This window comes from Sphingobium naphthae, from assembly GCF_043589935.1.
In the GTDB taxonomy this organism is placed as follows: domain Bacteria; phylum Pseudomonadota; class Alphaproteobacteria; order Sphingomonadales; family Sphingomonadaceae; genus Sphingobium; species Sphingobium naphthae_A.
Genome location: NZ_CP171454.1, coordinates 197,903 through 217,401 on the forward strand (window position 1 = coordinate 197,903; position 19,499 = coordinate 217,401).

Consider the following 19,499-nt stretch of genomic DNA (forward strand, 5'->3'; position numbering starts at 1 on the left):
GGGAGCGCGTTTGCCCGACAAGATAGGAAGCGGGCCGCGTCAGGGGAAGAAGCGGCGGGCAAGCGGTTCTTTTTGCTTGTGATCGCGGCAGTGGCCCCTCTAGTCTGTTCACCGACGGGGGACTGAGATGCGGCTGAGTTGGCAGGAAATTCGCACACGGGCGCGCCGATTTTCGGAACGGTGGGCCGACGCCCATTATGAAAAGGGCGAGACGCAGAGTTTCTACAATGAATTTTTCGAGATTTTCGGCGTCGATCGCAAGAAGGTGGCGATCTTCGAGCGGAAGATCGACCTGATCGAACGCAATCGGCGCGGGTTCATCGACCTGTTCTGGCCGAGCGTGCTGCTGGTCGAGCAGAAGAGTGCGGGCAAGGACCTGTTCAAGGCGCAGGGGCAGGCGCTGGACTATGTGCTGGGCCTCAACGATCGCGACCTGCCGAAATATGTGCTGACCTGCGATTTTCAGCGGTTCCGCCTGCTGGAGCTGGAGACGCGGCGCGAGATCGCCTTCACCCTGCCGCACCTGCACAAGCATGTCGAAGCTTTCGCCTTCATGCTGGGCGTGCAGCGGCGCCATTATGGCACGCAGGCGGCGGTCAACATCAAGGCGGCCGAACTGCTGGGCACGATCCACGATGCGCTGGAGGAAAAAATTACCGGGGCACCGACCTGGAGCGGCTGATGGTGCGGCTGCTGTTCTGCCTGTTCGCCGACGACACCGGCATTTTCGAGACGAAAGACGATTTCCTCTATTTGATCGAGGAACGTACGGACGCGGACGGGAGCAATGTCGGCCGGGTGCTGAATGAACTGTTCGAGGTGCTGGACACGCCGGAGGACCGGCGCGTCGTCGGTCTGGATCCGGAATTCGGCAAATTTCCGTATGTGAATGGCAAGCTGTTCACCGGCCACCTGCGCACGCCCGTGTTCGACGCGCAGATGCGCGACGACCTGATTGCAGCGGCGAAGTTCGATTGGGGCAAGGTCAGCCCCGCCATTTTCGGGTCGCTGTTCCAGTCGGTGATGGACAAGGCCGAGCGGCGCAAAAAGGGCGCGCATTACACGACCGAGCCGAACATCCGAAAGGTGATCGGGCCGCTGTTCCTGGACGATCTGCGCGCCGAGCTGGACCGGCTGAAGGCCCGGCGCGACGGGGGCAGGCGCGCGGCGCTGCTGGCGTTTCAGGAAAGGCTGGGCGCGCTGGAATTCTTCGATCCGGCGTGCGGATGCGGCAATTTCCTGGTCGTCACCTACCGCGAATTGCGGGCGATGGAGCAGGAACTGCTGGAGCAGGTCTATGACGTCAACAGCCCGCTGCTGCTGGAAGTCGAGGCGCTGAGCGTCGTGCGATTGGCGCAGTTCCACGGCATCGAACTGGACGAATTCGCCGCCCATATTGCCGAGGTGGCGATGTGGATGACCGAGCATCTGGCGAACATCGAACTGGGCCGCGTCTATGGCAAGGTGTTCGCGGACATCCCGCTGACCGACAGCGCGCATGTCGTCCATGGCGACGCGCTGAAGATCGAATGGGAGGATGTGCTGCCGCATGACCGCTGCTTTGCGGTGATGGGGAACCCGCCGTTCGTGGGTCAAAGCTACCAGTCGCCGCAACAGCGCGAGCAAATGGGGCGGGTGATCGGCGCGAAAAACGGTCGTGCCGGATCAATTGACTACGTGTCGGCCTGGTTCATCAAGGCGGGCGCCTATGTCGCGGGCGGGCCGACGCGCATCGCTTTCGTCGCGACCAATTCGATCACGCAGGGGGAACAGGTGGCGCAGCTATGGCCGATCTTGTTCGAGCGATACGGGCTGGAGATCAGCTTTGCCCACCGCACCTTCGCGTGGGGATCGGACGCGCGGGGCAAGGCGCATGTCCACGTCGTGATCGTTGGGTTGATCCATCGCGACTATGAGCCGCAGGAAAAGCGGCTTTTCAGTTACGACAATATAAACGGCGAGCCGGATGAGACGCGGCATGAAGCTCTGACCGCGTATCTGTTTGATGCTTCGGGCGTAAGCCAACGTCACCTGATGGTAAGGGGATCGACGAAGCCACTTAGCGGTGCGCGACCGATGAGGATGGGCACCAAACCGGTAGAGGGGGGGAATTACATCTTTGATGCGGCGGAACGGGAGCAATTTCTTCAGTCGGAACCTAGGGCAGGCGCATATCTAGTTCCTTACGTCGGTTCTCAGGAGTTCATTCAGAGCAGTCAGCGGTGGATACTGTCTCTTTCCTCCCTATCGCCGTCAGAGCTGCGTGACATGCCAGAGGTGTTCGCGAGGGTCAGGGCGACACGAGAGTTTCGCCAAAAGAGCCAAAAGACCAAGACCCGACAATTGGCAGACTTCCCGACGCAGTTTGAAGTGACGACCATTCCGGACGAGCCATATCTGGTTTTTCCTGAAGTAAGTTCCGAGCGTAGGAAATATGTGCCGATTGGCTGGCTGGAGCCACCAACTATACCCAGCAACAAGGTGTTGGTTGTAGTGCACGCCACGCTCCTTGATTTCGGTGTGCTGACAAGCGCCATGCATATGTCGTGGCTAAGCTATGTAGGCGGGCGGCTGAAAAGCGATTTTCAATATTCCCCCGGCCTCGTCTACAACACCTTCCCCTGGCCCGATGCGACTGATGCGCAGCGGCTGGAGGTGGAGCGGCTGGCGCAGGGGGTGCTGGATGCGCGGGCGGCGTGGCCGACGTCGAGCCTCGCCGACCTCTACGATCCCGACACCATGCCCGCCAACCTGCGCAAGGCGCATGCCGCGCTCGACCTGGCGGTGGACCGGCTCTACCGACCGCGCGCGAAGGGCGCGCCCTTCGCCAGCGACCGGGAGCGGGTGGAGCATCTGTTCGGCCTCTATGAAGCGCTGGTCAACCCGATGGCGCAGGAAGCGGCCAAGCAGAACAAGCGCGTAAGCCGCAAGGTCGCGCGGACGAAGAAGGGGGCGGAGGCATGAGTCCGACCATTCCCAAGCTGGAAGATTTCCTGCTGCCCACGCTCAAGGTGCTGGAAAGCCATGGCGGGTCGGCGACGATCGAGGAGATCGAGGCGGCGCTGATCGAGGCGGAAGGCATCACGCCCGCGCAGATGGAGGCGGCCTATCCCACGTCCGGTGCGGCGATGGTGCCCGACCGCATGTCCTGGGCGCGCAGTTACCTGAAGATCGCGGGGCTGCTGGGCAGCGGCGGCCGGGGCGTCTGGGTGCTGACCGATGAGGGGCGCCATGCCGCCGCGCTGAGCGATGACGCGGTGCGCAAGATGGTCGCGGCGGCGGGCAGCGCGCACAATGCGAAACTCTATGCGCGCAAGAAGGCGAAGGAGGCTGCGGCCGCGCAAGCGGGTGCCTCCAGCGCATCCGCGCAGGGGGAGGACATCATCCTGCACGAACAGCAGAGCGAGGAGGAGGCGGCCGAATGGACCGACACGCTTCTCGCGACATTGAAGGCCATGCCGCCCGACGGGTACGAGCGGCTGGCGCAGCGGCTGTTGCGGGAAAGCGGCTTCGTGCGCGTCGAAGTGACGGGCAAGTCGGGCGATGGCGGCATTGACGGGTCGGGCGTGCTGCGCATGAACCTGATCAGTTTCCAGGTGCTGTTCCAGTGCAAGCGCTATGCGGGATCCGTGCCGTCGTCGACCGTGCGCGACTTTCGCGGGGCGATGCAGGGGCGGGCGGACAAGGGGCTGATCATCACCACCGGCAGCTTCACCGCCGAGGCGCGCAAGGAAGCGACGCGCGATGGCGCGCCGGCGATCGACCTGATCGACGGAGAAGCGCTGTGCGCCCTGCTGCGCGAGCGCGAACTGGGCGTGCGGGTGCGGCAGGTGGTGCGCGAGGAGGTGGAGGTGCTGCCGGCTTTCTTCGCGGAAATCTGAAAGGGCGGGCGCGCGGCCGCCGGGGTGTCCGCCGGCGCGCGGCATGTCGTTGGTCGGCGCTGATCGGCGCCTGATCGGCGCGCCATGCCGCCCGCCGCAGCGGTGCGGTCGATCATCGAACGGCGGCGGTGCTGCACGGTCCGTCGGCTATGATCGGGCATGTTAAGGCACGGTTCAGCGCTCATGGCGTCGTTTGCCTTTCGACAGTTTGTCCCGATCCGGAGTGCCCGACAGCGCCTGGATACGCCCCCGGCAATCCCTTGCGCCGGGGGCGTTTTCTTTTCATCCCGATCCTTCGTTGCGATGGGCGCATTCCGCTACGGCAGCATGTCGTTGGCGGACGGCTTCATGTCGTTGGTCGCGCCGTTCGTCCCCCGTCCGTCGCCCCTTTGTCGAAGCGCGTGCCGTTCGCCGATGCGGATCGTATCCGGTCGAAGCAGCCGCGCGGCGCAGGGCGGCCCGGCGTAGAAGGAATGGGCGAACGGGAGAGGGGCTGACCCCTTCAAGACCTCCACGCTCCGCCCGTTCGCACCCGGCGCCGCACCGCCCCCTCGTTGGCGACGCCGCCACGACAGAGATTGAGGAGATATGCCCATGTTTCGTTCGTTCGCGATCGCCGCCCCCTTTGCCGCCGCCGCCCTGGTCCTGACCGCCGGCGCGGCCCAGGCCCAGGCCGAGGATTTCCAGTCCAACGGCCGCACCACGCCCGTCTATCATGGCGACCTGAACCTGTCCGATCCGGCGGACCAGAAGCTGCTGCGCAGCCGGATCGGCCGCGCCGCGATGCGGGTGTGCCGGACCAATGATGCGGCCGCCCTGCGCGACTGCCGGGCCAAGGCGATCGCCCATGTCGAGGCACCCGTCACCGCCGCCATCGCGCGCGCAGAAACGCGCGAGCGCTATGCCGATGCGAGCGGCGACGCCGGGAAGGAAGTGCGCACGCTCGTCGGCAACTGACGCGGCCCCTTCATCGCCGCACGCAAAAAGGCCCGGAGCGATCCGGGCCTTTTCCTGTTCGCAGCCGGTGCGATCAGCCGTTGACGATCATGCCGCCATTGGGATGCAGCACCTGGCCCGTCATATAGCTGGCGTCCTGACAGGCAAGGAAGAGGAAGGCGGGGGCGACCTCGTTTGGCTGGCCAGGCCGGCCCATGGGGGTCGACTCGCCGAAATGCTCCAGCTTCTCCTCGCTCGCGCCGCCGCAGGGGTTGAGCGGGGTCCAGATCGGCCCAGGCGCCACGGCATTGACGCGAATGCCGTGCTTGACCAGATTTTCCGACAGGCTGCGCGTGAAGGCGGTGATCGCCCCCTTGGTGCTGGAATAGTCGAGCAGTTCCGACGCGCCCTGATACATGGTGACTGACGTGCAGTTGACGATCGCCGCGCCGTCCTTGAGGTGCGGGCGGGCGGCCTGGGTCAGGAAGAACATGCCGAAGATGTTCGTCTGAAAGGTGCGGCGCAGCTGCTCCTCGGTGATGTCGGTAATGTCCTGGTCAGGATGCTGTTCGCCGGCATTGTTGACGAGGATGTCGAGCTTGCCGAAGCGGTCGATGACCTGCGCGACGGCGTTCTCGCAGAACGCCTTGTCGCCGATGTCGCCGGCGATGGTCAGCGCCTCGCGCCCTTCGGCCTTCACGATCTCCGCGGTCTTTTGCGCATCGTCATGTTCGCACAGATAGAGGATCGCGACGTCGGCGCCTTCGCGCGCGTAGAGCGCGGCGACGGCGCGGCCGATGCCGCTGTCGGCGCCGGTGATGAGGGCCACCTTGCCCTCCAGCCTGCCGGAGCCGGGATAGCGCGGTTCCCATTCAGGCTTGGGATCGAGCTTGGATTCGTGGCCGGGCAGGCCGTCCTCGCGGATCATTTCTTCATAGCTGCTGGACATGGGCGTTCTCCTTTCAGAGAGGCCAACACCTGCCATGGCGCTTTGTTCAGCCGGGCTGGGCGGCCTTCGCGCGGTCGAGGAAATTGCGCGACAGGCCGTGATAGAGCCGTTCCTTGCAGATGCGCTGCGCCGCGCCATCGGCCACCAGCGCCGCGCCGAGCAGCGGCAGCATGAAGCCGCGGCTGCCGGTGGTTTCGGAAATGATGATGACCGCGGTGAGCGGCGCACGAACGACGCCGGTGAAATAAGCGACCATGCCGAGCAGCACGACCGCGCTGCCCTGCTGTTCCGGGAACATCCAGCGCAGCAGATTGCCAAAGCCCGCGCCGGTCGCGAGCGACGGCGCGAAGATGCCGCCGGGGATGCCCGATATGCTGGTGGCGAGCGTGCTGACAAACTTGGCGGGTGCGAACCAGAGCGGTTCCTGGCCGCCGGTGATCAGATGCCGCGCGGGCGCATAGCTGGTGCCCCAGGTGAGGTCGGTGAGAACGCCGATGATCGCGACCACCGCGCCGCAGCAGGCGGCGAAGCGGATCGGATGCGCGCGGCTGAAGTCGGTCAGCCGGTTGCGGCTGGTCGCCGCCGCCAGCGCGAGCCGGGCGAAGAGGCCACCCGACAGGCCGCCCAGCACGCCGGCGAACAAGGCCACGACCATCGCCGATCCGAGCGGCAGATGGGCGGCGACCGCGCCGAAATAGACATAGTCGCCGGCCAGCCCCAGGCTGACCATGCCCGAGATGATGACGGCGGTGATCACGAGCAGCGTCATGCGCTGCTCATAGGCCGAAGCCAGTTCCTCGATCGCGAAGCTGATCCCGGCGAGCGGCGTGTTGAAGGCCGCGGCGACCCCGGCCGCGCCGCCCGCCACCATGACCGATGCGCGCAGCGGCACCTGCAGCACGGAATGGACGCGGGCGAGGATGGCGGCGGAAATCTGGACCGTCGGCCCTTCGCGTCCGACCGATGCGCCGACCAGCAGGCCAGCAAGGGTCAGCGCAACCTTCAGCAGCGCGGTGCGCAGATCGACCAGGCGGCCGCCAATCTGTTCGGGCAGGCGCGTGGCGGCGATCACCTGCGGAATGCCCGAACCGCCGGCAAAGGGGGCGTAGCGCCGGGTGATCCAGGCGATGCCGGCAAAGCCGAGCGGGGTCAGCAGCAGCGGCAGCAGGGGAAGGCGATGGGTGAGTTGCTCGAAGGCTTCGCTGCTTTCGTCCGCCGCCCAGGCGAAGACGAGCGCGGCGAGCCCGACCAGGATGGCGCCGCCCATCAGCGCGAGGCGGCGACGGAACAGCAGCGACGTCGGGCCGCTATGGCGGATCAGCGCGCGCACGCGGCGCATGGTCCAGCGGCGGCCCGTCCTGCTCATGCGCTGGCGGACTCCCGGCCGCGAGGGACGGAAGGGGCGACGAGGGGGGGGGGCTGTGCCACAAGCTGCTCCGCGGTTCGGCTGAAAAGGCCAACGGCCGGCCTTGGCCTTTCCCTCTATGGTCGCGAGCCAGCCGAGGCAAGGCCGCGGTCCGGGAAAAGCCGGACGCGCGGCCCTTTTGCCACATCAATGCGCGGCCGGAGCCTTCGCTGCGCTGGTCACAAACGGATTGATCGTGCGGATCGTGCCGTCAGGATTATAGTGAAGCTCCGTCACCTTGACGTTGCGCAGGCGGGTCTGTCCCGACAATTGGGTGTCGGCGTAGAAGAGCCACCATTTGCCATTCCATTCGACGATGGAATGATGGGTCGTCCAGCCTTCGACCGGCTCCAGAATGCGGCCCTTGTAAGTGAAGGGGCCATAGGGGCTGTCGCCGATGCCATAGGCGAGATAATGGGTGTCGCCGGTGGAATAGCTGAAATAATATTTGCCCTGATATTTGTGCATCCAGGACGCTTCGAAGAAGCGCCGGTCATGATCGCCGCCCAGCAGCGGCTTGCCCTGTTCATCGACGATCTGGACGGCTTTGGGCGTTTCGGCAAATTGCAGCATGTTGTCGGTCATCTTCGCGACGCGCGGGGCGAGGGCGGGCTTGTCATCCTGGCCAAGGTCGGTCTTGGACCCGTCTGGATCATAGACGCCATCGACATTGCGCTGAAGCTGGCCGCCCCAGATGCCGCCGAAATACATGTAGCTTTGCCCGTCATCGTCGGTGAAGACGGCGGGGTCGATGGAATAGCTGCCCTTGATCGGCTGAGGCTGCGCCTTGAAGGGGCCCATCGGGTCCTTGGACGTGGCGACGCCGATGCGGAAGGCGCCCTGCTTGTCCTTGGCCGGGAAGTAGAGATAGTAGGTGTCGCCCTTCTTCGCGGCATCGGGCGCCCACATCTGCTTGTCGGCCCAGGGCACGTCCTTGACGTCGAGCGCGACCGGGCCGAGCGTCACCGGGCCGCCGATCCGGTCCATGCGCAGCACGCGATAGTCGCGCATCTCGAAATGGCTGCCCAGATCATCCTCGGGCGTGGGGCCGTCAATGTCGTGGCTGGGATAGACGTAGATCTTGCCATCCCAGACATGGGCGGACGGGTCGGCGGTGTAGATGTCCTTCACCAGCGGCTGCGACAGATAATCGGAAGCAGGGCGCATAGCGGAGGTAGGCCGGGCCGCGGCGGCGTTGGGCGCGTCGGGCTGCTGCTGGCAGCCGGTCAGCGTCGCGATCGCGAGCGCGCTCCAGGCAAGGGCATATCTGTGCTTCAACTATCCTCTCCCACGGTTTCGAACCTTGACGATAGCGCTACCATCAGCGGGATGGACGCGTCCATGGCTTATTTTGCGCAGGGGGTCGTCAGGCCGAGTTCGCCGGGTGAGCAGGCGTCATGGTTCGGCGCGGCGGCGGTAGCGGAAATACCAGACTTCATGGCCCAGGCGCCGGGCCTTGGCTTCGTAGCGGGTTTCGGGCCAGCCGCCGGGGCGGGTCTGGAAATCGCGGGGTTCGCTCGCCAGCCAGTCGAAATCGGGATGGCCGTTCATCACCATCAGCGCCCAGCGCAGATAGACGGGATGATCGGTGCCGAAGCGGAATTCGCCGCCGGGCTTGAGCTTCCTCGCGATCATCGCCACCGGGCCGGGGTTCATCATGCGGCGCTTGGCGTGGCGGGCCTTGGGCCAGGGATCGGGGTGGAGCAAATAGACGAAGCTGAGCGCGCCGTCGGGAATGCGGCTCAGCACGTCGAGCGCATCGCCCATGTGCAGCCGGACATTGCCAAGGCCCTTGTCGCGGACATGGCCAAGCGCCTGGACGACGCCGTTCAGAAAGGGTTCGCAGCCGATGAAGCCATGATCGGGCAGCATGTCGGCGCGATAGGCCATATGCTCGCCGCCGCCGAAGCCGATCTCGAAATGGAGCGGGCGGTCATAGCCGAACAGGTCGGCCGCCGTGACCGGCCCTTCGGCCGGGACGGAAAGGGCGGGGAGCAGGGTGTCCACCATCTCCTGCTGGCCCTTGCGGAGCCTGGGCCCCGACTGGCGGCCATAGAGGCGGTTGAGGGTGGTGGGATCGCCGGACTTGTGCGCTGTCATGGGGCGCGCGCTTAGCGGCGGGAGCGGCGCGGGGCAAGCATCGCGAGGGCCTAGACGCCGAGCAGCGGCCAGAGGACGATCAGCAGGCCGGCAAGGCTGGCGAGGAAGATGATCGAGCGCGCGACGGGAATGCCGAAAGCGTAGAGCGGGAGATAGACGATCCGCGCGGTGAGCCAGATCCAGCCGCCCAGCGCGGTCCAGTCGCTGGTCCGCCCGGCCAGCACCACGCCCAGCAAAGCGACGATGGCGAGCGGGAGCGTCTCGCGATAATTGGCCTCGGCCCGGCTGAGGCGGCCGGCCACCGGGGCCAGCGGCGGCAGGCTCTCATCACGCGCGCCCATATTCCACTTCGCGCCATATTGCTTCGTCTTGGCGTGGCCGGCGGCGAAGATGTGGACGAGGAGCAGGATCATGCCCCAGGCGAGGATGGTGATTTCAACAGGCATGGGGACGTCCTCCTGCCGGGCTTGTAGCAGAGCGCAGGCCGGCAGGACATGCTTATCGTTATGGGCGGCGCGTCGAGTTTTGGGCCGCGCCGGCGCAGCATGCGCTACAGGGTGACGCCTACCCGCGCGATCAGGCTGGCGCCGGCATGGGCGCTGTCGGACGTGTCCATGTCGGTGTCGGCATAGCGCAGCCCCGCGGACCAGCGACCGCGATACCAGTCGATCGCCACGCCATGGTCCCAGTAATTACCCGTCGGGCGCAGCCGCGCCGCGCGCACGGGGTCGCGCGCATCGCCGCTGGAGCGGCCGACATGACCCGACAGGGTCAGCGGAGTGCCGGGAATGCCTATGGCGGCGCTGCTCGACAGATAGAGATTGTCGCCGCCGATGCCGGATTGGCGCGGGGCGTAGCGCGCGCCCAGATCGACGCTGGCGGGGCCGAGCGAGAAGCCGGCGATCGCGCCGACTTCGCCATAGCTCCAGCCCGCGCCGCGGTCGATCGCGCCGGGGAAGAGATGATAGCGTCCCTCCGCGGTCAGGCGAAATCCGCCCAATTGTCGGGCATAGGTGCCGCCGAGATCAATGGCCGCGTCCGAGCCGCCATGGCGATCGCTGCCCCAGAGCGTGGTCGCAGCGCCATCGAGGCTGAGACCCGGCGCGATCGGTACGGACACGCTGCCGCGCAGGACGGGATCGCCCTCGCTCCAGCTGAGGCCGCGGCGGCGCTCATCGCTGGCGGCTTCCAGCGTCATCGTGGGGCTGGCGGCATATTGGGCGGCGGCGGGAAGGGCATGGCCGGCGAGCAACCAGGCCCCCAGCCATGCCAGGCGGAAATAGCGGTCAGTTTGAAGCAAGATTGCGTACCGAGTCCAGTTCAGCAAGGAGCGTCGCACGATCGGCCTGCGCCACCGCGACCAGATGCGCCTCTATCTTTTCGCGATGTTGTGCAAGGGCTTGGACGGCGGGATTGCGACCGGTCGTGCAGGCGCCGGCTTCGCTGCCCGAAAAATGCTGGTCGGTGGGAATGGTGCGGGCCAGCGCCGGCCCATGGTCGAGCGTGCGATCGACGATGATGGTCGCGCTCCAGCGACAACGCTGCATGTCCATGCGATTGGGCAGTTTCGCGCCGACCGTGCGGGTCCGTATGTCGGCGCGGGCGGTGTAGGTGGCGGCGATCGGCTGGCCCTGATGCACGATCGACACGCTATGGCTCGCGGCGGCCGCCGCCAGAGCGATGATGAGGCTCATATCTGTCTCCTGCTAGCACGCCGCGCTTTTGCGCGCGGTCGGCGAAGGCGATGTAGACCGTTTCTGTTGCTGACCCTTTTCTGGATGATGAGAAATGGCAACGCGGTCCGGTGCAAGAGGAGCGCGCCAGGTTCTGGCGGACTGGAGTTAGCCTTCGGCAGCTGCTTGCAAAACCACGCTCACAATGTTCAACATGGGTCGGCATGACAGGAGGTAAGCCGATGCTCGCTCTGTTGCTCCTTCTCCAGTCCCCGTCGGACATCATCGTCACCGGCGAACGCCTGGTTGAGGCGCAGGCGAAATGCGCGCGGGGTGAATGCACGACGCTGCGCGACGCGCAGGCTACGATCGCGCTGGCGGAGGAAAAGTTTCGCGAGGGAGACTATCTGGACGCAAAGGCGCTGTTAGCCAGAGCTATATCGCGCAACCGGGACAAAGCGGCAGAGGCGCCGCGCCCTGTGGCCGCTCTGTATGAAGCCATGGCGACAGTGTCCCTGCATGAAGGCGACCAGGACGACTACCGCCGGGCGGTCGCGCACCAGGTTGAAACCCTGCGCGATCATCTGCCGGCCGAAGATCCCGCGGTTCTGTCCGCCACGACGGCCCTTGGCGACATGTGGATCAAGCTGAAAAATTTCCCACAGGCCGAACGCACCTATCGGGGTATCGAGGAGGAGGCGCTGGGAAATGGGCGGTCTGCCGCCGCCATGATGGCTGGATTGAAGCGGGTCTGGCTGGCCGCGGCGATGCGCAAGTCGCGTGAGGCGAATGCGATGCTGGATGCCCTGGAACGTCGCCCCATCGCGCAGGAAGAGCGCTTCCGCACGGCACTCAAGGTCGTGCGCCTGCGCATCGCGGTCAGCGACGGCGACGACGCGGCGATCACGAAACTGGCGGGAGAGATTGGGGAGGGCCAGGGGGAGGCGCCGATACTCCTCTGGGCGCCGCCCTATCCAAGGGATGCAAGCTCCGCTGCGAACGCGCATGCCCGTTCCTTCGGCCTGGTTGACGCCATCGATACGCGGTCCAGCGATCTGGCCGGAATCCAGTGGGTCGACGTCGGGTTCTGGATAAGACCCGATGGGCGCACGGCGGAAGCCGAGTTGTTGCGTGGCTCGAACGCGCAGGCATGGGCGCCCGCGATCCTGGCGCAGATCGCCCAGCGCCGCTATTCTGCGCGCAGTGGCGACAGCAGCGCCGGTGACCCTGGCAGCTACCGCATAGAGCGGTTCACGCGCGGGAGCACCTATCGCACGCCGATAGGCAGCCTTATCCGCCGCCGCGTGCGATCATCGGGGTTCGAAGTGCTGGATCTGACCGAATCCGCCACGCCCCCTCCGACCTAAGCCGCCGCCTTCGCCAGCCCCTTCGACAATTGCAGCACGCCGTTGAGGCGCGCCTGGGGGTCGGCCCAGGCGCGGTCGAGGACGATCTTGCTGTCGGGACGCAGGCGGGCGACCCCGTTCAGTTTCTGGATATAGGCGACCAGATTTTCGGGCCTTGGGAAGCGATCCTCGAAGAAGGTGACGAGCGCGCCCTTGGGACCGACGTCGATCTTGGCGATGTTGGCCGTCAGGCAGTTCTGCTTGATCTCGATGATCTTGAGCAGATTCTGCGTCGGCAGCGGCAGCTTGCCGAACCGGTCGATCAGTTCCGCGGCGAACGCCTCCAGCCCCTGGCGATCCTCCAGCTCGTTGATGCGGCGATACAGGCCCATGCGCAGGTCCAGGTCGGGCACGAAATCCTCGGGGATGAGGATGGGCGCGTCGACGCTGATCTGCGGCGAGAAGTCGTCGCTGCGCCGCTCGGCCGCGATGCCGCCGGCCTTGGCGTCGAGGATCGCATCCTCCAGCATCGACTGGTAGAGTTCGAAGCCCACTTCCTTGATATGGCCCGATTGTTCGTCGCCGACGAGGTTGCCCGCGCCGCGAATGTCGAGATCGTGGCTGGCAAGCTGGAAGCCCGCTCCCAGCGTATCGAGATCGGACAGGACCTTGAGCCGCTTTTCCGCCGTATCGGTGATGATGCGGTTGGCGGGCGTCGTGAAATAGGCATAGGCGCGCGTCTTGGAGCGGCCCACGCGCCCGCGCAGCTGGTAGAGCTGCGCCAGGCCGAAGCGATCGGCGCGATGGATGATGAGCGTGTTGGCGCTGGGAATGTCGAGCCCGCTTTCGACGATCGTGGTCGACAGCAGCACGTCGTAACGCTTGTCGTAAAAGGCGGACATGCGCTCCTCGACATCGGTGGCGCTCATCTGGCCATGGGCGACGATGGGTTTGACCTCCGGCACTTCGGTGCGCAGATACTCCTCGACCTCGGTCAGGTCAGAGATGCGGGGCACGACGAAGAAACTCTGCCCGCCGCGATAATGTTCGCGCAGCAGGGCTTCGCGGATGACGACGCCGTCCCAGGGCATGACATAGGTGCGCACCGCCAGGCGATCGACCGGCGGGGTCTGGATGACGCTGAGTTCGCGCAGGCCCGACATCGCCATCTGCAGCGTGCGCGGAATCGGCGTGGCGGTCAGCGTCAGCACATGCACGTCGGTCTTGAGCGATTTCAGCCGTTCCTTGTGCGTGACGCCGAACCGCTGTTCCTCATCGACGATGACAAGGCCGAGTCGCTTGAATTCGATGCCCTTGGCGAGCAGGGCGTGAGTGCCGACGACGATGTCGATGCTGCCATCGGCAAGGCCGGCCTTCACCGCCTTCGCCTCCTTGTCGGGGACGAGGCGGGAGAGGCGGCCGATCTCGATCGGGAAGCCGCGGAAGCGATCCACGAAATTCATGTGATGCTGGCGCGCGAGCAGGGTGGTGGGGCAGATGACCACGACCTGCATGCCAGCCATCGCGGCGACGAAGGCGGCGCGCAGCGCGACTTCGGTCTTGCCGAAGCCCACATCGCCGCAGACCAGCCGGTCCATCGGCTTGCCCGCGCCCAGATCCTCGATCACGTCGCTGATGGCGCGATCCTGATCGTCGGTTTCCTGATAGGGGAAGCGGTCGACGAAGGCGGGATAGCCGGCCGCGTCGGGTTCGGCGACGGTGGCGGGGCGCAGCGCGCGGGCGGCGGCGGTCTTCAGCAATTCACCCGCAATCTCGCGGATGCGCTCCTTCATCTTCGCCTTGCGCCGCTGCCACGCTTCGCCGCCCAGCTTGTCGAGGCTGACGCCGTCGGTTTCCGAGCCGTAGCGGGAGAGGACTTCCAGATTTTCGACCGGCACGTAGAGCTTGTCGCCGCCCGCATATTCGAGCGCAACGCAATCATGCGGCGCCTTGGCCACCGGGATTTGCGTCAGCCCGTCATAGCGGCCGATGCCATGGTCGCGATGGACCACCAGGTCGCCGGGCGTCAGCGTGGCGAGTTCCTGCAGGAAAGCGTCGGCGCTCTTCTTGCGCTTGGCGCGGCGCACCAGCCGGTCGCCCAGCATGTCCTGTTCGGTCAGCAGCGCGACATCGGGCGCGGTGAACCCGTGGTCGAGGCCAAGGACGAGCAGCGTCACGCGGCCATCGGCAGCCAGGCCCAGCGCCTCCTGCCAGTCATCGGCGGCGGCGAGGCGGGCGACGCCATGGTCGGCGAGCAGGCCCGAGAGTCGTTCGCGCGCGCCAGCGGAGTAGCTGGCGATCACGACCTTCTTCTTCGCCCGGCGCAGGCCGTCAATATGTTTGCCCACGGCTTCGTAGATATTGCTGTTCTGCGCGCGCTCGGGCGTGAAGTCGCGCGGCCCGTCCACCGCAAAGTCCAGCACCGTGGCGCTTTCGGGCTCATGGAAGGGCGTGGTGGCATGCATGGGGAGCGATGCGACCGACGCATCCCATTGCGCGGCGTCGAGATAGAGGGCGTCGGGCTTCAACGGCCGGTAGGAACCCGGATCCGCCGATTTCGCCTGCACCCGGTTGGCGTGATAGTCGCGGATCGCCTCGAACCGGCTTTCGGCCGCGCCGGCCACGCCATGGTCGCGGATGATGACTGCGTCGCCCAGATGATCGGTCAGCGGAACCAGCTTCTCCTCGAACAGGGGGAGCCAATGTTCCATGCCGGCCAAACGGCGGCCGTCACTGACCGCCTGGTAGAGCGGATCGCCCGTCGCGGTCGCGCCGAAGGTCTCGCGGTAGCGCAGGCGGAAGCGCTTGATCGTCTCCTCGTCCAGCAACGCTTCGGACGCGGGGAGCAGGGTGAAGCCATCGATGCTGCCGGTGGTGCGCTGGTCGGCGGGATCGAAGCGGCGGACCGTCTCGATCTCGTCACCGAAAAAGTCGAGGCGCAGCGGCTGCTCCTCGCCGCCGGGAAACAGATCGACGATGCCGCCGCGAATGGCGAATTCGCCGCGATCATGCACTGTGTCGGTGCGCACATAGCCATTGGCTTGCAGCATCTCGGCGAGCCGCTGGATCGCGATGCGTTCCTTGGGCGCGAGCTTGGCCACCAGTTGCCGGACGCGGAAGGGCGTCAGCGTGCGCTGCGTCATCGCCGCCAGCGTGGTGACGACCAGTTGCGGCCCCTTGGGGCTGGCCTGGAGCGCGTAGAGGCCAGCCAGCCGCGCGGAGGCGGCGCGCAGCGACGGGCTGGCGCGATCATAAGGCAGGCAGTCCCAGGCCGGTATCTCGATGATCTCCAGTTCCGGCGCGAAGGTCGGCGCGGTGTCGGCGATGGCGCGCAACTGCTGCTCGTCGGCGGCAACGAACACCGCGCGCCCGTTCGACGCTCCGGCAGCGCGCGCGATGTCGGCCAGCAGCCAGGGCTGGAAGCCGGCGGGAACGCCGGAAAGGGTAAGCGGCGCCTTGGCCTTCAGGATTTTTTGGAGATCGGTCATTTTCTTCTCTCCCCTCCCGCTTGCGGGAGGGGTCGGGGGAGGGTCTGTTCGAGGAATCCGGCCGTTGCAAGCCGTCCCCTAATCCTTCCCGCAAGCGGGACGGGGCCTGATCGCGCTGGGCGGCTAATTCTTGATCTCGATGAAATCGAGCTTCAGGAATCTGTCCATCATCGCGCCTTTCCACTGTTCGGGAACCGGGATCGTGCCCATGGCCCAGCCCATGATGTCGGCGTCCTGTTCCTCCATAAAGCGTTCAAACCACGCGATTTCCTCTTCGTTCCACATAGCGTGACAGCGATCGAAAAAGCCGCCCACCATATAGTCGGCTTCGCGCGTCCCGCGATGCCAGGCCCGGAACCTCATGCGGCGCATCTGGGGAGTGTCGTTCACAATTTGTTCCTTTGACGGCCATGGCAGCGCCGCCGATCAGGCATTTGAAGCGCCGCGCCGGCTGCGTTAGAGCGCGTCAGATAGACATGCGACCCGATATTCTCAATCCGCTCTTTGCCGAAATATCCCTGTTCAAGGGGGTGGGCCCCGCGCTCGCTCGTCCGCTGGAGCGGCTGGGCCTGGCGCGCGCGGTCGACGTCGCCTTCCACCTGCCGGTCAGCTGGGTCGACCGGCATCTGACCGACCGGCTCGACCTGGCCGACGCCGGGCGCGTCATCGGCATCATGCTGACGCCGGTGGACTATCGCGCCGGCGGCAGCGCGCGCGCGCCGTTCCGCGTGCTGGCGATGGATGCCCATGGCAATGGCGTCACGCTCGTCTATTTCGGCCGGAACAGCGGCTGGCCGCGCAAGCTCCTCCCGCTCAACGAAGCCAAGTTCATCTGCGGCAAGCTGGAGGCCTATGGCGACAATCTCCAGATCGTCCATCCCGACCATGTCCTCCCGCCCGAGGAAGCCGGCACGGTGCCGGCGCGCGAATCGGTCTATGGGCTGTCAGAAGGACTGACCAACAATCGCATGCGCGATCTCGCGGCGCAGGCGCTGGCGCGCGCGCCCGACCTGCCCGAATGGATCGAGCCCAGCCTGCTCGCCCGCCAGCAATGGCCGGCCTGGCGCGATGCGCTGGCCCGCGCCCATGCCGATCCGGGCGACGCCCAGGCGCGCGAGCGGTTGGCCTATGACGAGATTTTCGCCGGGCAGCTGGCGCTGATGCTGGTGCGGCAATCGTCGCGGCGGCGGCGGGGCGTCAGCATCCAGGGCGACGGGCGACTGCGCGCGATGCTGAAGCTGCCCTTTGCGCCCACGGGCGCGCAGCGCCGCGCCATTGGCGAGATCGAGGGCGACATGGCGCAGGCGACGCCGATGCTGCGGTTGCTGCAGGGGGATGTCGGGTCGGGCAAGACGCTGGTGGCGCTGATGGCGCTGCTCAACGCGGTCGAGGCGGGCATGCAGGGCGCGATGCTGGCGCCGACCGAGATATTGGCGCGGCAGCATCATGAGACGCTGCGCAAGATGGCGTCGGGCCTGCCGGTCGAAATCGCGATCCTGACCGGCCGCGAAAAGGGCAAGGTGCGCGAAGCGACGCTGATGGGCCTTGCCGATGGCAGCATCGACATATTGGTGGGCACGCACGCGATCTTCCAGGAAGCGGTGCGCTACAAGGCGCTGGGCCTGGCAGTGATCGACGAGCAGCATCGCTTCGGCGTGGCGCAGCGCATGATGCTGGCGAGCAAGGCGGAGCGCTCGCCGCATCTGCTGGTGATGACCGCGACGCCGATCCCGCGCACGCTGACGCTGACCTATTATGGCGAAATGGACGTGTCGCGGCTGGATGAAATGCCGCCGGGGCGCCAGCCGATCCGGACGCTGGTGATGGCGGCGAGCCGGCTGGACGAGGTGGTCGATGCACTCGCCCGCCATGTCGATGGCGGCGGCCAGGCCTATTGGGTTTGCCCGCTCGTCGAGGAAAGCGAAACCAGCGACCAGGCAGCGGCCGAGGCGCGGGCGGAATCCCTCAAGACGCGCTTTGGCGAGCGCGTGGGCCTGGTCCATGGGCGGATGAAGGGGCCTGACAAGGACGCGGCGATGGAGGCCTTCGCCGCCAACCGCACCCAGATATTGGTGGCGACGACCGTCATCGAAGTGGGCGTCGACGTGCCCAATAGCAGCCTCATCATCATCGAGGGCGCGGACCGGTTCGGGCTGGCGCAGCTGCACCAGTTGCGCGGCCGGGTCGGACGGGGGGACAAGCCGTCGACCTGCCTGCTGCTGCGCGGCAATGCGCTGGGCGAAACCTCCCGAGCGCGGCTGGCGCTGATGCGCGAGACCAATGATGGGTTCCGCATCGCCGAGGAGGATCTGAAGCTGCGCGGCGCGGGCGAAGTGCTGGGCACGCGCCAGTCGGGCGAGGCGCAGATGAAGCTGGCGACGCCCGAACATATGGCGGCGCTGGTCGACAGCGCCCGTGACGACGCGCATCTGCTGATCGAGCGCGACGGCGGCCTGGACAGCCCGCGCGGACAGGCGGCGCGGACATGCCTCTACCTGTTCGAAAAGGACGCGGCCGTAGGCCTGCTGCGCGGCGGGTGATTGTCCCGGCGCTTACAGCGTCCAAGGCAGGGGAGTGCGGCGAATTTACAGCCTTTATGCAGCCTGACCTCTCGCGTCCTCCTGATAATGGTGGCTTCTTCAGAAAAGCCGCATCTGTGCGCCTTCGGGCGGGCGGAACAGGTCGGTTCGCAGCGCCAGTTTCTCGCCGCCCAGGCCCGCCTTGCGCCTGGCGCGGATGAAGCGGGTGCGGATGAGGTCGGCCCAGACGCCTCGCCCCTTCATCCGACTGCCGAAATGGGGATCATTGTCCCGGCCGCCGCGCAGGTCACGGATGATCGCCATGACCTTCCCCGCGCGGTCGGGATGATGTTCGTCCAGCCAGGCGCGGAAGAGGGGCGCGACTTCATGCGGCAGGCGCACGAGGATATAGCTGACGTGGCGCGCACCGGCGGCGGCGACGCGAGCGACAACGCTTTCGATTTCATGATCGTTGATCGCCGGAATGATGGGCGACATGTTGGCGGTCACGGGCACGCCCGCCTCCGCCAGGCGGGTGATCGCGGCCAGGCGCTTTTCGGGATGGGCGGCGCGCGGCTCCAGCGTGCGGGCGACCTTGGGGTCCAGCGTCGTCACCGAAATCATCACCGCGACCAGATTGTCGCGCGCCAGATCGGCGAGCAGGTCGATGTCCTGCAGGATGCGGTCAGACTTGGTGGTGATGAAGGTGGGATGCCGGGTTTCGGCCAGCACTTCCAGCACTTGCCGCGTGATGCGCCAATCCTTTTCGATCGGCTGATAGGGATCGGTATTGGTGCCCATGGCAATGGGGCTGACGACATAGCCGCGCTTGCCCAGTTCCTTGCGCAGCAGGGTGGCGGCATCAGGCTTGGCGAAGAGCCTGCTTTCGAAATCCAGCCCGGGCGAGAGGTCGAGATAGGCATGGGTCGGCCGCGCGAAACAATAGATGCAGCCGTGTTCGCAGCCGCGATAGGCGTTGATCGACTGCGAAAAGGCGATGTCGGGCGAGTTGTTGCGAGCGATGATCGTGCGGGGATGCTCGACTGTGACCTGGGTGCGCAGGCGGGGGGCCGGCCCGTCGATCGCTTCCGCCATGTCCAGCCAGTCGCCATCGACCTGTCGCTCGGGCAGGGCGAAGCGGCGGCTTTCGTCGTTCAGGGTCGCGCCTCTGCCTTTCTCGATCGCCATGGCGGATGTTTAGA

Annotated in this window: 16 protein-coding genes; 6 read left to right on the forward strand and 10 right to left on the reverse strand. The window is 66.2% G+C overall.

The features are described 5' to 3' along the window. Window positions 1–127 precede the first annotated feature (127 nt). The 4 genes from ACGGKE_RS00995 (at window position 128) to ACGGKE_RS01010 (ending at window position 4,838) form a co-directional block, all read left to right on the forward strand. Window positions 128–682, forward strand: coding sequence for a type IIL restriction-modification enzyme MmeI (locus tag ACGGKE_RS00995; protein WP_394439292.1), 555 nt, complete (start codon window positions 128–130; stop codon window positions 680–682). Beyond that, on the forward strand, window positions 682–2,964 hold the full coding sequence (locus tag ACGGKE_RS01000) for a class I SAM-dependent DNA methyltransferase (RefSeq protein WP_394439294.1): 2,283 nt from the start codon (window positions 682–684) through the stop codon (window positions 2,962–2,964). Before ACGGKE_RS00995 ends, ACGGKE_RS01000 begins: the two co-directional genes overlap by 1 nt. Continuing rightward, entirely contained in the window at window positions 2,961–3,881 is a 921-nt protein-coding gene (locus tag ACGGKE_RS01005; protein ID WP_394439296.1) for a restriction endonuclease, read from the forward strand. The genes ACGGKE_RS01000 and ACGGKE_RS01005 overlap by 4 nt, the downstream gene beginning before the upstream one ends. A gap of 594 nt (window positions 3,882–4,475) precedes the next feature. After that, the gene (locus tag ACGGKE_RS01010; RefSeq protein ID WP_394439298.1) at window positions 4,476–4,838 is read left to right on the forward strand and encodes a UrcA family protein; all 363 of its coding nucleotides are present in this window, start codon (window positions 4,476–4,478) and stop codon (window positions 4,836–4,838) included. A gap of 73 nt (window positions 4,839–4,911) precedes the next feature. Here the strand turns inward: ACGGKE_RS01010 and ACGGKE_RS01015 are convergent, their stop codons facing one another. From ACGGKE_RS01015 to ACGGKE_RS01045, 7 genes are all read right to left on the reverse strand, one after another. Next, a complete protein-coding gene (locus tag ACGGKE_RS01015) occupies window positions 4,912–5,766 on the reverse strand; it encodes an SDR family oxidoreductase (protein ID WP_394439300.1) in 855 nt (284 codons plus the stop codon). A gap of 46 nt (window positions 5,767–5,812) precedes the next feature. Then, window positions 5,813–7,132 (reverse strand): chloride channel protein, encoded by a 1,320-nt coding sequence (locus tag ACGGKE_RS01020; RefSeq protein ID WP_394439302.1) that lies wholly within the window; start codon window positions 7,130–7,132, stop codon window positions 5,813–5,815. A gap of 186 nt (window positions 7,133–7,318) precedes the next feature. After that, window positions 7,319–8,449 (reverse strand): glycoside hydrolase family 43 protein, encoded by a 1,131-nt coding sequence (locus tag ACGGKE_RS01025; RefSeq protein ID WP_394439304.1) that lies wholly within the window; start codon window positions 8,447–8,449, stop codon window positions 7,319–7,321. A gap of 117 nt (window positions 8,450–8,566) precedes the next feature. Beyond that, entirely contained in the window at window positions 8,567–9,271 is a 705-nt protein-coding gene (trmB, locus tag ACGGKE_RS01030; protein ID WP_394439306.1) for a tRNA (guanosine(46)-N7)-methyltransferase TrmB, read from the reverse strand. A gap of 50 nt (window positions 9,272–9,321) precedes the next feature. Then, window positions 9,322–9,717: an MAPEG family protein gene (locus ACGGKE_RS01035; protein WP_394439308.1), complete on the reverse strand. Its 396-nt coding sequence runs from the start codon at window positions 9,715–9,717 to the stop codon at window positions 9,322–9,324. Between the two features lie 104 nt (window positions 9,718–9,821). Further along, window positions 9,822–10,571, reverse strand: coding sequence for a TorF family putative porin (locus ACGGKE_RS01040; RefSeq protein ID WP_394439310.1), 750 nt, complete (start codon window positions 10,569–10,571; stop codon window positions 9,822–9,824). Beyond that, window positions 10,558–10,965: a hypothetical protein gene (locus ACGGKE_RS01045; protein ID WP_394439312.1), complete on the reverse strand. Its 408-nt coding sequence runs from the start codon at window positions 10,963–10,965 to the stop codon at window positions 10,558–10,560. The genes ACGGKE_RS01040 and ACGGKE_RS01045 overlap by 14 nt, the downstream gene beginning before the upstream one ends. A 110-nt stretch (window positions 10,966–11,075) precedes the next feature. Between ACGGKE_RS01045 and ACGGKE_RS01050 the strand changes: the two genes are divergently transcribed. After that, entirely contained in the window at window positions 11,076–12,311 is a 1,236-nt protein-coding gene (locus ACGGKE_RS01050; protein ID WP_394439314.1) for a hypothetical protein, read from the forward strand. On the opposite strand, the gene mfd is transcribed toward ACGGKE_RS01050, so the two are convergent. Beyond that, window positions 12,308–15,778 carry a transcription-repair coupling factor gene (gene mfd, locus ACGGKE_RS01055; protein WP_394439317.1) on the reverse strand — a complete coding sequence of 1,157 codons (3,471 nt, stop codon included), beginning with the start codon at window positions 15,776–15,778 and terminating at the stop codon, window positions 12,308–12,310. The two genes, ACGGKE_RS01050 and mfd, sit on opposite strands and share 4 nt — an antisense overlap. Window positions 15,779–15,901: 123 nt before the next feature. Next, window positions 15,902–16,168 (reverse strand): succinate dehydrogenase assembly factor 2, encoded by a 267-nt coding sequence (locus tag ACGGKE_RS01060; RefSeq protein WP_394439319.1) that lies wholly within the window; start codon window positions 16,166–16,168, stop codon window positions 15,902–15,904. 86 nt (window positions 16,169–16,254) lie between these two features. Here ACGGKE_RS01060 and recG point away from each other — a divergent pair, with 86 nt between their 5' ends. Then, on the forward strand, window positions 16,255–18,318 hold the full coding sequence (gene recG, locus ACGGKE_RS01065; RefSeq protein WP_394439321.1) for an ATP-dependent DNA helicase RecG: 2,064 nt from the start codon (window positions 16,255–16,257) through the stop codon (window positions 18,316–18,318). A 99-nt stretch (window positions 18,319–18,417) separates the two neighbouring features. Here the strand turns inward: recG and ACGGKE_RS01070 are convergent, their stop codons facing one another. After that, a complete protein-coding gene (locus tag ACGGKE_RS01070) occupies window positions 18,418–19,485 on the reverse strand; it encodes a PA0069 family radical SAM protein (protein ID WP_394439323.1) in 1,068 nt (355 codons plus the stop codon). Window positions 19,486–19,499: the final 14 nt, after the last annotated feature.

Excerpts from the sequence above, each read along its gene's own strand:
- ACGGKE_RS01005 (WP_394439296.1), top strand. The coding sequence starts at position 2,961 with ATGAGTCCGACCATTCCCAAGCTGGAAGATTTCCTGCTGCCCACGCTC.
- ACGGKE_RS01015 (WP_394439300.1), bottom strand. The coding sequence starts at position 5,766 with ATGTCCAGCAGCTATGAAGAAATGATCCGCGAGGACGGCCTGCCCGGC.
- ACGGKE_RS01035 (WP_394439308.1), bottom strand. The coding sequence starts at position 9,717 with ATGCCTGTTGAAATCACCATCCTCGCCTGGGGCATGATCCTGCTCCTC.
- ACGGKE_RS00995 (WP_394439292.1), top strand. The coding sequence starts at position 128 with ATGCGGCTGAGTTGGCAGGAAATTCGCACACGGGCGCGCCGATTTTCG.
- mfd (WP_394439317.1), bottom strand. The coding sequence starts at position 15,778 with ATGACCGATCTCCAAAAAATCCTGAAGGCCAAGGCGCCGCTTACCCTT.
- recG (WP_394439321.1), top strand. The coding sequence starts at position 16,255 with ATGCGACCCGATATTCTCAATCCGCTCTTTGCCGAAATATCCCTGTTC.
- ACGGKE_RS01010 (WP_394439298.1), top strand. The coding sequence starts at position 4,476 with ATGTTTCGTTCGTTCGCGATCGCCGCCCCCTTTGCCGCCGCCGCCCTG.
- ACGGKE_RS01070 (WP_394439323.1), bottom strand. The coding sequence starts at position 19,485 with ATGGCGATCGAGAAAGGCAGAGGCGCGACCCTGAACGACGAAAGCCGC.
- ACGGKE_RS01045 (WP_394439312.1), bottom strand. The coding sequence starts at position 10,965 with ATGAGCCTCATCATCGCTCTGGCGGCGGCCGCCGCGAGCCATAGCGTG.
- trmB (WP_394439306.1), bottom strand. The coding sequence starts at position 9,271 with ATGACAGCGCACAAGTCCGGCGATCCCACCACCCTCAACCGCCTCTAT.
- ACGGKE_RS01020 (WP_394439302.1), bottom strand. The coding sequence starts at position 7,132 with ATGAGCAGGACGGGCCGCCGCTGGACCATGCGCCGCGTGCGCGCGCTG.
- ACGGKE_RS01000 (WP_394439294.1), top strand. The coding sequence starts at position 682 with ATGGTGCGGCTGCTGTTCTGCCTGTTCGCCGACGACACCGGCATTTTC.